Below are 13,737 nucleotides of genomic sequence, written 5' to 3'. Positions count from 1 at the left end.
TCCAGCCGCGGGCGGATCGGACGAAACGCCTGCGACTGGACACTTGTATGACTTAGTCTCCCAGGCATGGGAGCCCTGTCACGGTCTATCGCGCCTGCGCTGATGGCACTGACGTGCCTGTTCGGGGTGCTGGCCCTTCCCGCTCACGCCTCGGCTGAGGTACCGGATGACTTCCTCTGGGGCGTTGCCACCTCCGGGTTCCAATCGGAAGGTTCGTCGCCGGACAGCAACTGGTCTCGATACTCCGATTCCGGACGAACCCACGACAAGATCGGTGACTCGGTCGACTTCCGTCATCGCTACGCCGAGGACATCGACCGGGCGGCCGATCTGGGATCGAAGGTTTTCCGATTCGGCGTCGAGTGGGCGCGAGTTCAGCCCGCCGCCGGGAGCTGGAACGAGACCGAATTCGCCTACTACGACGACGTGGTAGCTCACATCCGCGCGCGGGGCATGACTCCGATGATCACACTCGACCACTGGGTGTATCCGGGATGGGTTGTCGATCAAGGCGGCTGGACAAATCCGAAGACGGAAGCCGATTGGCTGGTCAACGCAGAGAAGGTAGTCGAGCGGTACTCCGGAATCGGGGCGCTCTGGATCACGATCAACGAGCCGACTGTGTACGTTCAGCGCGAATTGACCTACGGCGGAATCGCACTCACCCAGGCGCCGTCGATGTTCGACTCATTGGTCCGAGTCCACCGGGCGATCTACGACCGCATCCATGTTCTCGATCCCGGTGCCCGCGTAAGCAGTAATTTCTCCTTCATTCCCGGCGTGTCCGAGGCGATCGATTCGGTATTCACGGATCGAGTGCGCGACAAGCTCGACTTTCTCGGCATCGACTACTACTACGGTGTGGCCCTGAACAATCCGACTGCCGCGTACGCCGCACTCGACGAGTTCTACAACGTCACGCCGCAGCCCGAAGGCCTGTACGACGCATTGATGCGGTACTCGGGCAAGTATCCGGAACTCCCCCTCTACATCGTCGAGAACGGCATGCCCACCGACAACGGAGCGCCGCGCGCCGACGGATACACACGCGCGAATCACTTACGCGATCACATCTATTGGATGGAACGCGCCCGAGAAGACGGTGCCGACGTGATCGGCTACAACTACTGGTCCATCACCGACAACTACGAATGGGGTTCGTACCGACCTCGATTCGGCCTCTACACGGTCGATGTTCTCGGCGATCCCACTGCGGCGCGAATCCCGACCGACGGCGTCGACGCCTACCGCCGGATCATTCACGAGAACGGCGTCGGGGCCGACTACGTGCCCGTCATGGCCCCGGCTTTCTGCTCGCTCGTCGATCCTCCCCGCAGCTGTACGGCTACTCGATGACGGCCGTTTTCCGAAATTCCTCCACTCCTCGTCGTTAGGATGTCCCATGCGAACACTGCGAAATATCGCCGGAACTGCCGCTGCCACGGCTGCCCTGATCCTGGTTGCCGGAGGCGCTGCGACAGCAGCCCCCAACCCGGCCGATTCACCCCGCGAGGCGCAAGCACGCGCCTACATCGACGCCCTCGTCTCCCATGACGTCTCCGATGTTCATTTCGCCCCGGATGCGACTCGCGTCGAAGCCGGACTCAAGACGGGGTTCTCCGGACCACAGATGTCCGCCGACCTCGAAAACGGCATCCAATACCGCGTTATCCAGGGCGTCCGAGACCTCGAGATGTCGGAGGCCGGGGACATCGTCTCGACCACCTACCTGCTGGACGCGGGAATCGGCGGCACTCGCCTCATGACCGTGGAGATTCGTGAAACCTTCGAAGTCCGTGACGGTCTCATCCACGACGTCGTCGCCGACATCATCCCTGTGTCTGTGTCGTGACGCGCGCCCGATAGCTACTGGGCGGTGCACCCGAGACTCGGGTGCACATCGCTGCGAAGGCAGCCGGCGTCGAGTATCCGAGTTCAGACGCAACGGCCGTCACACTGGCCCCGGCAGAAAGTTTCGGAAGCGCGTGAAGAATGCAGGCACGCTGCATCCACGACGACGCGCTCATCCCCGTTTCCGAGATCAGCAAGCGGTGCAGTGTCCGTTCACTGACGTGGAGTCGGTCAGCCCACCGCGTGGGCGAGTCATGGATCGACGGGGCTGCGAGATACTGCGCGCACAACGCCCGCAATCCCGGGTGCCGAGGCAGCGGGAGTTCCACAGGTAGGGGCGCAAGATCGCGAAGTTCGTGCAGGATCAGCTGAAATACCGCGGCGCTGCGTCCGTGTGCGGGGAAGTCGTCCTCCACATTCAGCTCGACATCCATGTCGACTGCAGCGACAAGTAACTCACGCAGGAGCGACGATACTGCGACGACTCGGCACCTGACCGGGAACCACGGCGCTGCGGACGGTTCGATGTAGAGGCTTCGCGTGCTGACGCCGTCCATTGTCACGGCATGAGCGACACCGGCGGGAATCATGACCGCATTGGACGGCAGAACCGTCCACTCACCGTCATCGGTTTCGACGTTCATCGCACCGTTCACAGCGAAGAGAAACTGGGCTCGTCGATGTTCGTGGGCGGCCAGCACGTGACCGGGTGGGTAGTCGGTTCCGATTGCGAGAACACCGCGGGGTGAGTGATCGACGTCGTTGATCGAGATGTTGCGCACCGGAGGAACCTACCGAGTCTGTGTCCGATTCACAATGGAACGTGGCGAACCTTCGAATGTGCGCCAACGGAGAAATCGCTAACGTTCATCAAGTGCTTCACTACTCCCTCATCCTGCTCGCTTTCGGCGCCTTGACCGGAGTCACCACCGTTCTTTTCGGATTCGGTGGCGGGTTCGTCACTGTCCCAGTCGTTTACGCTGCATCCACACTTCGGCCGGACGTCATCGATCCGATGCATGTCGCCGTAGCATCCTCGGCGGCCGTGATGGTGGTCAATTCACTCGGTGCCACAGTCGCATTCAGGAAGTCAGGACGGCTTCGGACGGAGTACATCAGACCTCTGATCGGTCCCGTCGCACTCGGAGCCGGGCTCGGAGCGGTTGCGGCGGGCCACGTAGACGACGGCGTCGTCCGGATTCTGTTTGTGCTCTACCTGCTGGTGACAATCCTGGACAGTCTTCTGCGACAAGGGTTTCTGACACCATCTGAACCTCGCGAACATCTTGACCGTCACGGCGTCCGCGCTGTCGGGATAGGCATCGGTGCCGTCGCAAGTTTCCTCGGAGTCGGCGGGAGCGTCATGACGGTTCCGATGATGCGACGCCGCGGAGTTCCGATGGCCGACGCCGCCGCGAGCGCCAACCCGTTGAGCTTGCCTGTCGCCGTCGTCGCGACTGCGGTGTATGCGGTCTCATCAGGGCACAGTTCAGCCTCGGATCTGTCGGCGGGCAGAGTCGGCGCTGTCGACCTTCTGGCCGTCTGTGCACTACTCGCCGGTTCCCTACCGGCGATCGCGCTGAGCCGACGAATCGTCGGTGCCATACCGGACCGAGTCCATGCCGCCGCCTACATCGCTCTACTCGGCGTCGTCACGGCAGTGATGGTGATTGCTTAGCGAACGGCGTATCGCAGATAGATGACGCCGCCGTCGAAGGTTTTCTCCTCGAGCAGTTGCAGATCAAGCCGGCTTTCCGGGAGAGCTCGCAATCCGCCACCGATATTGACCGGACACAGGAACAGTCTGACTTCATCGACCAAACCCGCCGCGAAAGCACTAACCGCAACCGTCGGTCCACCGATCGAGATATCTTGTACCGCTTCACTCTCGAGCAAACGGATGAAGTCTTCATCGAAGCTCGGGACAATCCTGGTACGTGCGGTCGACACCTCGTTCAGCGTCGTGGAGTACACGATCTTGTCGATTCCACGCCAGATCTGAGCGAACTCGGCGGTCGCCGCCTCGATACCGGCAAACTCGCCCGGAGCCGAAGGTCCTCCTGCCACCGAAGAACGCTCGAGATCCTCGGACGCCATTGTTTCCCAGGGAATCATCGTCTCGTACATCCGGCGCCCGAGCAGGTACGTGCCGACTCCCCTCTCTAGCTCGTTGACGAACGCGTGGACCTGCGCGTCGGGAACCGCCCAGTCGAAGTTCCCCTGCTCATCGGCCACATACCCGTCGATCGAGCAGATCGCCGAGTAGATCAGGCTCACCATCGGTCCACGTGCAGCACGTTGTCGACCGGTTCACGGGCGGCGGGTTTGAACGTCTCGCCGGTGAAGTACGCCGTCGGGATGAGCGCAGCCTGATGGAATCCGGCCGGAATGCCCAGCAGCTCGGCAACTTCCGCTTCACGCTGCAAATGCAATGTCGTCCACGCCGTACCGAGCCCACGTGCCCGCGCGGCCAGCGCGTAACTCCACGCAGCCGGGAGTAGCGAACCCCACAGGCCGGCTTGGTTCCCCTCCGGCAGCGTCTTGCCCGCCTTGATACACGGAATGAGAAGGACCGGCACCTCACCCATGTGCTCACCGAGCCACGCGACGCTGGTGCCCACGCGTTGTTGAATCGGCGCGCGATCGGGATCATCGGCGAAGAGTTTTGCCGCCGAACCGTGAGAGGCAAGGTACTCGTCGGTGACTTCCTTGTAGATCTGCCCGACTGCTGCACGCAGTGCCGGATCGGTCACCACCATCCACTGCCAGCCCTGGCGATTCGAACCGGAGGGCGCTTGCAGGGCGATCTGGAGGCATTCCTTCACCAGGTCCAACGGCACGGGACGGGTCAGATCCAGACGCTTTCGAACGGTCCGCGTTGTGGTCAGCAATTCGTCGGGTGTCAGGTCCAGTACGGGATACGACGTCATCTCCCGATCATTGCACTGTCGCGAGCAGTGAGCAGGACTGTCCGTCTACACTTTTCTGATCCCGTGCGTGCTCGTTGTCGGGAGTATTTCCCGATCAAAGGACTTTCGACATGAGTTGGCACGTCTGGTTGGCGTTCTTCGGAGCAAGTTGGGTGATCAGCCTGTCGCCGGGGGCCGGCGCCATTGCGTCGATGTCGTCGGGACTTGCCTACGGCTTGCGACGCGGATACTGGAACATCTTCGGGCTGCAGTTGGGATTGTTGCTGCAGATCGGAATTGTCGCGGCGGGGGTCGGTGCAATTCTCGCCAGTTCGACCGTGGCCTTTTCCTTGATCAAGTGGTTCGGTGTCGCATACCTCGTCTACCTGGGGATCAGGCAGTGGCGATCGGCGCCCACCGAGGTGGAGACCGACGAGGCAGCCGCGAGCAGCTCCGGTCCGATGATGATGCTTCGCGGATTTCTCGTGAACGCGAGCAATCCGAAGGCCGTCGTTTTCATGCTCGCAGTGCTCCCGCAGTTCCTGGACCCGTCGGCGCCGCTGCTGCCGCAGTATCTGATCATCGCCGCCACGATGTGCGCAGTCGACGTGATCGTGATGACCGGATACACCGGCCTGGCCGCCCGGGTGCTCACCTTGATGCGCTCCCCCAAACAGCAGCGAACCACCAATCGAGTGTTCGCCGGTCTGTTCTTCGGAGCCGCCGGCTTCCTCTCGAGCATCGGGCGTGCAGCGGCTTGATCGGTCACACGGCTCGAGAGATCACAGGCCCGCAATCAAGTTGACGACGGACGCCACGATCACCGAACCGAACAGGTACGACAGCAATGCGTGGCCGAGTGCCATCGCGCGCATGTCCGACGACTTCAAGTTGGTGTCGGAAATCGCGAAGCTCATCCCGACCGTGTACGCCACGTAGGCGAAATCGCTGTACCTCGGCGGTTCTTCCTGATTGAAATCGATTCCGCCGTCGGGGCCGGAGTAGTACAGCCGTGCATATCCGAGGGCGAAGAGCGTGTGGACCGCCAGCCACGAGATCACGACGCTGCCGACTGCAACCGATGCCGCCACTACTTGGTAGTGATGTCCGTCGGGTGCCGCCAGGAGCAAGAACGCGATACCGACCAGGCTCGCGACGGCGGCACCGAGAATCAGCAGGTGCGCGACGTTTCGGGCCGGCTCTTCGCGCGTTGCGTGGCTTGCGGTGAGCGTCGCGTCGAAGGGCCAGACCAGAATCCACGTCCACACCGTGAACACCATCGCCGCCACATCCCAGCCGATCAGAAACGCGAATCGGGGATAGCCGACCAACGCCGTGACGACACCGGCGGCCACACCGAGCAGCAGACCCGTCGACACTCTCAGCGCCGGCCCGGCACCCAGGGCGCTCCGTGGAACCGGGTTGATCGGAAGGTCGTGCGGTCGATCGTTCACGGGCTCAGTCAACCACTGTTAGAAGTGAGACGGTGGTTACGTGACACGGCGACTCAGGCGTTGCACGCACCGACTATCGGCTTGCCGTTGAATCTGTCCAGCACGTACTGCAATCCGACGCCGAAATCCGCTACGGCCGGCGCGAGGTGGTTGTTGCCGCTCCCCGGATTCACCGCAGGCAAAGTGTCGGTGAACAACGTCGCCTCGGCCCCGCGCGCGCACCAGTCCTGAACCAGGCGCCGGGTTTGCTCGTACGGGATGAAATCGTCGTTGAGCGCTCCGTTGACCAGAATCGGCGAGGCCGGGGTTCGCCACCCGATGCGTTGTTCCTCGATCACCTGTTGGATCTCCGGTACCGATTCCACCACGTCGGCGAGTGGTCGTCCGTCTGTGGTCCACGACGCCGTCGACTGCTTCCCGTACTTGGTTCGGGAATCGATGAGGCATTGCCCGGCGACGTCGGCGAGCACGGACCGGCCGTAGTCGTTGAGTCGAGATTCGATCGGCTCTCGGGCGGCGGGATAGCGGTCGAGGACGCCGTTGATCGTGTAACCGATCGCGGCCATCAGGCCGGTACCGTCGATATGACGCAGAACGCTTGCCAGGTCTGCCGGGGGCGCGCTCGCGTAACTCCCGACCAGATTCAACTCAGGCGCGTATTCGGGTGCCAGTTCGGTTGCAGCGGCAGTGGCGCCGCCGCCCTGCGAATGGCCCCACAGCGCTATCGGATCGTCCTCTCCTGCCTGCGCGAGGGCTCGGGCAGCGCGTGCACCGTCCAACATCGCATGGGCTTCCTCGGCGCGATTGACGTAGGTATGGACGCCGGGTGTTCCGAGTCCGATGTAGTCGGTGACGAATACACGAACGCCCTGGGCGAGGAAAGCGAAAGCAAAAGCTGACTCGTAGTTGACACCGACACTGTCCACACCGGCACCGTAGTTCGACGGATTCCCGGGTTCCGCCAGGCGGAGCTGACCGGCAGTGGGAAACATCCTCGACGGCGCGCACTGATCACCTTGGCCCTGCGTACCCGGACCGATCACCACCGTCGGGCGGGGGCCCGCTCCTGACCACGGGGCAGCCGGCTCCAGGTACGAGCCCGACACAGCAACCTTGGATCCGTGGGCGTCGGTACTCGAATACAGGATCCGGGTCCCCACACCAGGCACTCCGCCGACGGCACCGGCCAGAGCCAGCGGTTCCGTCCGAATCACCGAACCCGGATCACCGACGTCGCCCGGAATCGCATCGTAGAAATCGTTCACAGGTTCGGCGTTCGACATCGGTGTGAACAGCAGCGAGGTCGGCAACAGCGCCGATACCGCAACGGCCGAAACCTTCAGTGCCGCGAGGACAACCTTCCGGGTGCTCATGGAAATCCAACGTATAGGCCTCAGTCGACGCGCGGACCGGTTTCGATCTGCGGGACTTCAATCGATCGATACCAACTGTCACGCGAGCGGGCCATGCCGCTGGCCCCCCGATCCCCTGGTTTCACGGCCAGAACCTGATGAATCGTAAGCCTGTGCGGCTCCTCGAAACCCAGGGCACTGGCAGCGAGATACAGCAACCAGGTACGCACCCGGGGAGCACCGACCTGTAAGACCGATGCGTCCCAGTTCTCGCGGAGGTTCTGCACCCATGCGCGCAGTGTCAGTGCGTAATGCTCGCGCAACGCTTCGCTGTCACGCGTCTCGAAACCCGAAAGTTCCAGCGCATCAATGGTTTTACTCAACGGAAGGATCTCACCGTCCGGGAAGATGTACCTGTCGATGAAGCTGGGACCGTCATCGACGTTGTCCGACAACGACTTCACCGCGGCGATGGCATGATTGAGCAGACGACCCCGCGGCACGAGCAGGTCGTAGAGTTTTGCCGTGTACACCGGCAAATTGACCAGGCCCACGTGCTCGGACATGCCGATGCTCGAAATCGCGTCGTAAGGGCCGTCGTCGACGTCGCGGTAGTCCTGCACCCGAATCTCGATGCGATCGGTCAAACCCGCGTCGGCAACTCGCCCCTTGGCGTATTCGACCTGCTCGTTGCTCAGCGAGACTCCGACGACGTCGACGCCGTAGTTCTGGGCGGCGTGTAATGCCATCGATCCCCAACCGCAGCCGACGTCGAGCAGTCGCATTCCCGGCTTCAGATCGAGCTTGCGGCAAATCAAGTCCAGCTTCGCGTACTGAGCAGCTTCGAGGGATTCGACACCTTCCGGCCAGTATCCGCACGAATAAACCATGCTCGGCCCGAGGAACAGTTCGTAGAAGCGATTCCCGACGTCGTAGTGATGGGAGACAGTCGCCGAATCGCGTGATCTACTGTGCCGCTTGCCTCGCTTACTACGCATCTCGATCGCCGGGGGTGACGGTGGTGGACCCACCGCTCCCAAGCCGGCGAAAGTACCGGCGGCGCGAACAATCGAGCGCAGCGGCAACGTCGACAAACGATTCTCACCGAGCCGCGTGACCAGTTCCGGGACGTCGAGGAGCGCGAAGATATCGCCGCCTACGTCCAGATCGCCGGAAACGTACGCCCTCGCCAGCCCTAATTCGTTGGGAGAGTAGAGGACCCGCCGTAGGGCACGCCGATTCCGGAAGTGAACCTGCGCAGCGGCGTCCGGTGGCCCTGCCTCCGAACCGTCCCAACATCGCACGCGAACCGGAAGCGGAACCCCGATCACTTCCTCGAACACCGTCAAAATCTTGGCCGCGGCACCAGTCACTGATCGACCCTCCGACAAAAGATGGTTAGCCGATGACAGAAAACTTACGCCCGATTCGCGAATCTTTCGCGCCATTTGTCCGAGTTTTGGACAGTGTTCATCGCGGTTTCGGTATTCATCGCCGAGTTCAGGGCTCCACCATTCCGGCGAGGAATTCCACCAGCAGTCTCTTCGTGACCTCACGTGGCAGCGATTCCACTGCCGCGAGGACGGCCGCCATGTCCAAGGGAGAATCGGAAGAGCCCCGAGGATCCAGCCCCGCCGACGTCAACGCTGCCGCGACGGCGTCACTGGGCAACGCAAGAACATCGGCGACGGTGACATCGCCACGTTCGAATGCTCCGGCCAACTCTGCCAGGGCCGGCGGCGCCTCGGCTGCCGCCGAGCCGCGAACGTCGTCGGCACCGAGGACGAGTGCGCTGGTCAACTCGCCGAGCACAGATTCCGTCACCGGGGTGACGGTGAGGTGGGTTGTTCGAGGCAACGTCGTCCCGTCAGGTTGCGTCGACGCCGGCTGCCCTTGAAGGACGAAGCCGCGAGCACCGACAGCGCTCACCCAGCGATGCGGATCCACTCGCCGTTCGAGCGGCACGGAATCGTCGGTAGCGACCGCGAACAGTGGTCCCACCGGCGAGCCCACGACGCGAAGACCCTCGATTGCCTCGACCGTGCCGATCAGTGCACGAGTGGCCCGCTGCGCCCGGGACACCAATTCGGCGTACCCGGATTGCCCGAGGACTTGCGAAATCGCCCAAGCACCGGCAAGAGCAGCAACGGATTTGGAACCGAGAAGCGTGGGATTGACCACCGGGTACCCCGGCCAGTCCGTGAGTCCGAAATACTGCTTGCGATGCAGATCTCGCCCTCGGTGCAGCAGGACCGAAACGCCTTTGGGCGAGTATCCGTACTTGTGGAAGTCGACGGACATGCTGGTGACCCCGGGCACCCGGAAATCCCAGGGTGGCAGATCACCCCACCACGGCAACGCAAGCCCACCGATGCAGGCGTCGACATGCAGTGGAATCGAATGTGCACGAGCAACTTCCGCGACATCGGCGATCGGGTCGAGCGCCGCGAACGGGTAGCTGGGCGCGGAGACGACGATCAAGACCGTGTCTTTCCGAACTGCCGTCGCAATATCTTGTGCGCCGACGCGCCCCGACGTGGGATCTACTGGTACCAGGATCAGTTCCAGTCCGAGCAGGTGAGCTGCCTTGTGGAAAGCGGCATGCGCGGTGGTCGGAAGAACCAGCGAACCCTCACCCGGCGGGAGCCCACGGAAGTCGCGAGCTGCCTTGACGGCCAACACACAACTCTCCGTTCCGCCGCTGGTGACATTGCCGACGACTACGCCTCCGGCGTCTGTATCTGAGGCTGGGTCTGAAGCTCCATGGAGGAACTCGCGTGCGAACGCAACCAACTCACGCTCCATCACCGCGGTGGACGGGAACACCGTCGGGTCGAGACCGTTGACCGGCTGAACCAATCGAGCTGCGTCCGCTGCCAACTCGTCGAGCGCTGCGAGGCCGCTGTCGTACACGTACGACAGAACCCGGCCTCCGTGCGTCGGAGCGTCCTGCTCGCGAAGCGAACGCAACCGACTCAAGATGTCGGCCGCCCTCTTCTCGAGGTTTGCGCTCTCGACGATCTTGCCCTGAAGTTCCTCGGCCCGAGTGGAACTCATCGTTCACCTTTCGTTCTCGTGAGTGGATTCTTGTTCGGTGCGGTAATTCCGCAATACGACCAGGCTGATCGCAACCAGGATCGCCGGCACGACCGAGAAGCCGAGGGCAATTCCGGTCAGCGCCGATTCCGGTTGCACGACAGTCTCGCCCGCAGTTTTCGAAACGAAGCCGGTCACCGCGAGTACACCCAAGAACACCGCGGGTCCCAGGGCAAGGCCTGCGGTTTCCGCGGCGGTCCAGATACCACTGAGCGAACCACCGCGTTGGCGCCCACCGATTCGCGCGTCGTCCTCGATGACGTCCGGAAGCATCGCCAGCGGGAACACCTGCATGCCGGCGTAGCCGACGCCGGCAAGCGCGACGGCACCGTAGATCCACGAACCCGCGTCGACAGCCGCAAGCGTCAACAACGCCGTGGCGACGACGAACAGAACCGAAGACACCACGTAACCGCGAAGCTTTCCGTACCGATGCGAGAACCGGTACCACAGCGGCATGACGACGAGAGCTGGTCCGACGAGTGCAACGAACAGACCGGTGAGCGCACCTTCGTTGCCCATCACATAGGTCGCCAGATATTGCGCACCCGCCAACATCACGGCGGTGGCAAGAGCTTGGAGCACGAAGACGCTGACCAGCAATCGGAACGCGCGGGTACGTTGTATCGCGTCGAACCCGTCCCGGTACTGCGAGAGCAACGAGCCGACCGGCGCGTCCGCGTGAGTCACCGTGTGGCGCGCGGCTCCGCGAACTGCCCAGATCATTGCCCCGCACATCAGCGCCGACACCCCGATCGCCATGACCAGATAACCGCGTGCTCCGCCTCCGGCAGCATCGCGGAGCTCGGGTCCGCCGGCGCCGATGACCAGAATTGTCAGGGCCAACACCGCAATTCGAACCGATACCAACCGAGTGCGCTCGTGGTAATCGCCGGTCAACTCGGTCGGCAACGCGATATATGGAACCTGAAAGAGGCTGTAGGCACTCGCCGCGAGCAGGAAGAAGACGAGCACCCACATCGCCCCGACTCCTGGGCCGGCCGACACCGGGGCCGAGAACGTGAGAATGAAGAGCAACGGCAGTCCCAGAGCGCCTGCGAGCATGAGTGGCACTCGCGTACCGGTTCGATGAGAGCTTCGGTCGCTGATCGACCCGATCAGCGGATCGATCAGGACGTCGGCGATTTTCGGGACAATGACCACAAGCGACGCGAGCGCCGCGGCAACGCCGAGCGTGTCGGTCAGGTAGTACGCCAATACCAGACCTGGCAGAACACCGAATCCACCCGTACCGACACTTCCCGCTGCGTATCCGGCCACCACACCACGCGAAAGCCTGTCGGGCGATCTACCTTCACGAAGACGTACCGGTTTGTCTGTAGTCACCGTCCACACACTAATGTCACGACTTCGTACCGCGAGGGCAAAAGAATCCCGATGACCAGAAGTCGCTCACTCGGACGGGCCTGGCATGCCAGACTGTGACCCGATTCGCACACGAAACGAAGGTCTGAAGACGATGGTTGACCCACTGCGAGAGATCTGGCCTCCGTACGGAGTCACGATCACGTGTGGGCCCATCACCTTGCTCCCTGTGCGCGACGATCATTTCCCCGAACTCACTGCGCTGGTCCGAGCCGGCATTCACCCTGCCGAACAGATGCCGTTTCTCGTCCCCTGGACGGTGGGCACTCCCGACGAAGTGTCGCGAAGATTCATCCAATACCACTGGTCGGTCCGCGGAGCGATGACCATGACCGACTGGAAATTCGAAACAGCCATTGTCGTCGACGGAGAAATCGTCGGCTGCCAGGCGTTCGCCGCGACGGACTTTCCTACCAGTCGTACCGGTGAAACCGGCTCGTGGATTGGACGCGGGTTCCAAGGCCGGGGTGTCGGCACTCTCGCCCGACAGGCAATCTGCGCATTCGCATTCGACTCTTTGGGTGCACGAAGCGTCGTGTCGTCGGCATTCACGGACAACCCCGCCTCGATCACGGTGTCCACCAAAGTCGGGTACCGCGCAGACGGCACAGTAGAGGAGTTGGCTGCCGACGGTCGCATGACCGTGCGTCGTCTCTTCACCCTCAGCCGCGAAGATTTTGTCGCACCGCCGTATCCCGTCGAAGTGACCGGCGTGCGCGCGTTCAAGACGATGCTCGGCATCGACTGAGCGAGCTCCACGTGCACAGTGACAACCGAAAGAGCAGCGACAACCGAAAGACCAGTGACAACCGGAAGACCAGACACATGGAACCCTCCGACATGATGGCCGCAGTCACCTCGTCCATGCGCGACCGTACCGGGCACACCCTCGAAGAATGGGTTGAGGCCGTACGGACGTCCGGGGTCGACCCGCTCGATCAGAACGAAGTGCGCAAGTGGCTGAAAGCAGAGCACGGTGTACCGCAGAATTCGCAGTGGGCAATTGCATTCGAGACTGCCGAACAGTCCGGATGGGTGGAGCCGACCGTCGAGCAATACATCGACCAGCAGTACAGCGGCCCGAAGGCAGCACTGCGGCCGATCTTCGATGCAGCCCGACGTCTGATCGAAGAACTCGGAACCGATGTTCGGGTCGAAGGCCGCGGAACCTACACGCCCTTCGTTCGCGCTCGCCAATTCGCCGCCATCGCAGCGGCCACCAAGGCCCGAGTCGACCTCGGACTACGTTTTGTCGAGGCCCCCGAATCCGAACTTCTTGTCCCGGCCAAAGCTCCCGGGCAGTCGACCCACAAGATCGGGCTCAGCAGCACCGCAGACGTGAACGACGAAGTCGGATTGCTGACAGCGATCGCGTATCAACAGAACGGCCGGTAGGTCGCCACTCACCGCCACGCAAACGCACCTGCAGGCTGCACGAAAGTCCCTGTCCTCCTTGTCGGAGAACAGGGACTTTCTTCACCGCGGGGGAAGGTCGCTGCGACGTGTCAGCTCAGGCCGAAGAGCGCGCCGATGATGGTCCGAGCAGCCTCGAAGAGCGCGTCGACGGACGGAACACCGATTTCAGAGCTGATGGAAAAAAGGGAACCCAACATACGATCCTCCGGAGATAGTTTCTGAATGGCTTACTGCCACAAGGGAAATGCTACAGATTCAACTTGCGGAACTGAA

General features: G+C 62.4%; 14 protein-coding genes. 6 read left to right on the top strand and 8 right to left on the bottom strand.

The annotated features are described in order from the left end of the window. The first annotated feature begins 102 nt into the window (after positions 1–102). Together RhoBH5_RS16190 and RhoBH5_RS16185 are read left to right on the top strand one after the other, a co-directional pair. On the top strand, positions 103–1,356 hold the full coding sequence (locus tag RhoBH5_RS16190; RefSeq protein WP_082920640.1) for a glycoside hydrolase family 1 protein: 1,254 nt from the start codon (positions 103–105) through the stop codon (positions 1,354–1,356). A 46-nt stretch (positions 1,357–1,402) separates the two neighbouring features. After that, positions 1,403–1,852 carry a hypothetical protein gene (locus tag RhoBH5_RS16185; protein WP_003942394.1) on the top strand — a complete coding sequence of 150 codons (450 nt, stop codon included), beginning with the start codon at positions 1,403–1,405 and terminating at the stop codon, positions 1,850–1,852. Here the strand turns inward: RhoBH5_RS16185 and RhoBH5_RS16180 are convergent. After that, positions 1,830–2,633: an AraC family transcriptional regulator gene (locus tag RhoBH5_RS16180; protein ID WP_270008515.1), complete on the bottom strand. Its 804-nt coding sequence runs from the start codon at positions 2,631–2,633 to the stop codon at positions 1,830–1,832. The two genes, RhoBH5_RS16185 and RhoBH5_RS16180, sit on opposite strands and share 23 nt — an antisense overlap. Positions 2,634–2,725: 92 nt before the next feature. Here RhoBH5_RS16180 and RhoBH5_RS16175 point away from each other — a divergent pair, with 92 nt between their 5' ends. Continuing rightward, a complete protein-coding gene (locus RhoBH5_RS16175) occupies positions 2,726–3,529 on the top strand; it encodes a sulfite exporter TauE/SafE family protein (protein WP_230358757.1) in 804 nt (267 codons plus the stop codon). Here RhoBH5_RS16175 and RhoBH5_RS16170 read toward each other — a convergent pair. Continuing rightward, complete coding sequence (locus RhoBH5_RS16170) at positions 3,526–4,131, bottom strand: dihydrofolate reductase family protein (protein ID WP_030537073.1); 606 nt, start codon at positions 4,129–4,131, stop codon at positions 3,526–3,528. The genes RhoBH5_RS16175 and RhoBH5_RS16170 overlap by 4 nt on opposite strands. Then, positions 4,125–4,781, bottom strand: coding sequence for a nitroreductase family protein (locus tag RhoBH5_RS16165; protein WP_003942413.1), 657 nt, complete (start codon positions 4,779–4,781; stop codon positions 4,125–4,127). Before RhoBH5_RS16165 ends, RhoBH5_RS16170 begins: the two co-directional genes overlap by 7 nt. Positions 4,782–4,891: 110 nt before the next feature. Here RhoBH5_RS16165 and RhoBH5_RS16160 point away from each other — a divergent pair, with 110 nt between their 5' ends. Beyond that, entirely contained in the window at positions 4,892–5,521 is a 630-nt protein-coding gene (locus tag RhoBH5_RS16160) for a LysE family transporter (protein WP_037130153.1), read from the top strand. Between the two features lie 21 nt (positions 5,522–5,542). Here the strand turns inward: RhoBH5_RS16160 and RhoBH5_RS16155 are convergent, their stop codons facing one another. The 5 genes from RhoBH5_RS16155 to RhoBH5_RS16135 all read right to left on the bottom strand — a co-directional run bounded on the left by RhoBH5_RS16155 (position 5,543) and on the right by RhoBH5_RS16135 (position 12,018). After that, entirely contained in the window at positions 5,543–6,214 is a 672-nt protein-coding gene (locus RhoBH5_RS16155) for a DUF1345 domain-containing protein (protein ID WP_030537075.1), read from the bottom strand. Between the two features lie 53 nt (positions 6,215–6,267). Further along, a complete protein-coding gene (locus RhoBH5_RS16150) occupies positions 6,268–7,587 on the bottom strand; it encodes a lipase family protein (protein ID WP_063316113.1) in 1,320 nt (439 codons plus the stop codon). Between the two features lie 20 nt (positions 7,588–7,607). Continuing rightward, a complete protein-coding gene (locus RhoBH5_RS16145) occupies positions 7,608–8,939 on the bottom strand; it encodes an SAM-dependent methyltransferase (protein WP_270008514.1) in 1,332 nt (443 codons plus the stop codon). Positions 8,940–9,066: 127 nt separating this feature from the next. Next, on the bottom strand, positions 9,067–10,623 hold the full coding sequence (locus tag RhoBH5_RS16140) for a pyridoxal phosphate-dependent decarboxylase family protein (RefSeq protein ID WP_007732275.1): 1,557 nt from the start codon (positions 10,621–10,623) through the stop codon (positions 9,067–9,069). 3 nt (positions 10,624–10,626) lie between these two features. Continuing rightward, positions 10,627–12,018, bottom strand: coding sequence for an MFS transporter (locus RhoBH5_RS16135; protein WP_178377342.1), 1,392 nt, complete (start codon positions 12,016–12,018; stop codon positions 10,627–10,629). A 124-nt stretch (positions 12,019–12,142) separates the two neighbouring features. Between RhoBH5_RS16135 and RhoBH5_RS16130 the strand changes: the two genes are divergently transcribed. Together RhoBH5_RS16130 and RhoBH5_RS16125 are read left to right on the top strand one after the other, a co-directional pair. Then, positions 12,143–12,796, top strand: coding sequence for a GNAT family N-acetyltransferase (locus RhoBH5_RS16130; RefSeq protein WP_180279627.1), 654 nt, complete (start codon positions 12,143–12,145; stop codon positions 12,794–12,796). Between the two features lie 77 nt (positions 12,797–12,873). Beyond that, complete coding sequence (locus tag RhoBH5_RS16125) at positions 12,874–13,443, top strand: DUF5655 domain-containing protein (protein WP_054827764.1); 570 nt, start codon at positions 12,874–12,876, stop codon at positions 13,441–13,443. Positions 13,444–13,737: the final 294 nt, after the last annotated feature.

It is taken from the genome of Rhodococcus sp. BH5 (assembly GCF_027583855.1).
Lineage (GTDB): Bacteria > Actinomycetota > Actinomycetes > Mycobacteriales > Mycobacteriaceae > Rhodococcus_F > Rhodococcus_F qingshengii.
Note: the sequence above shows the minus strand (reverse complement) of the source record. Positions and strands in the feature narration are given on the sequence as shown.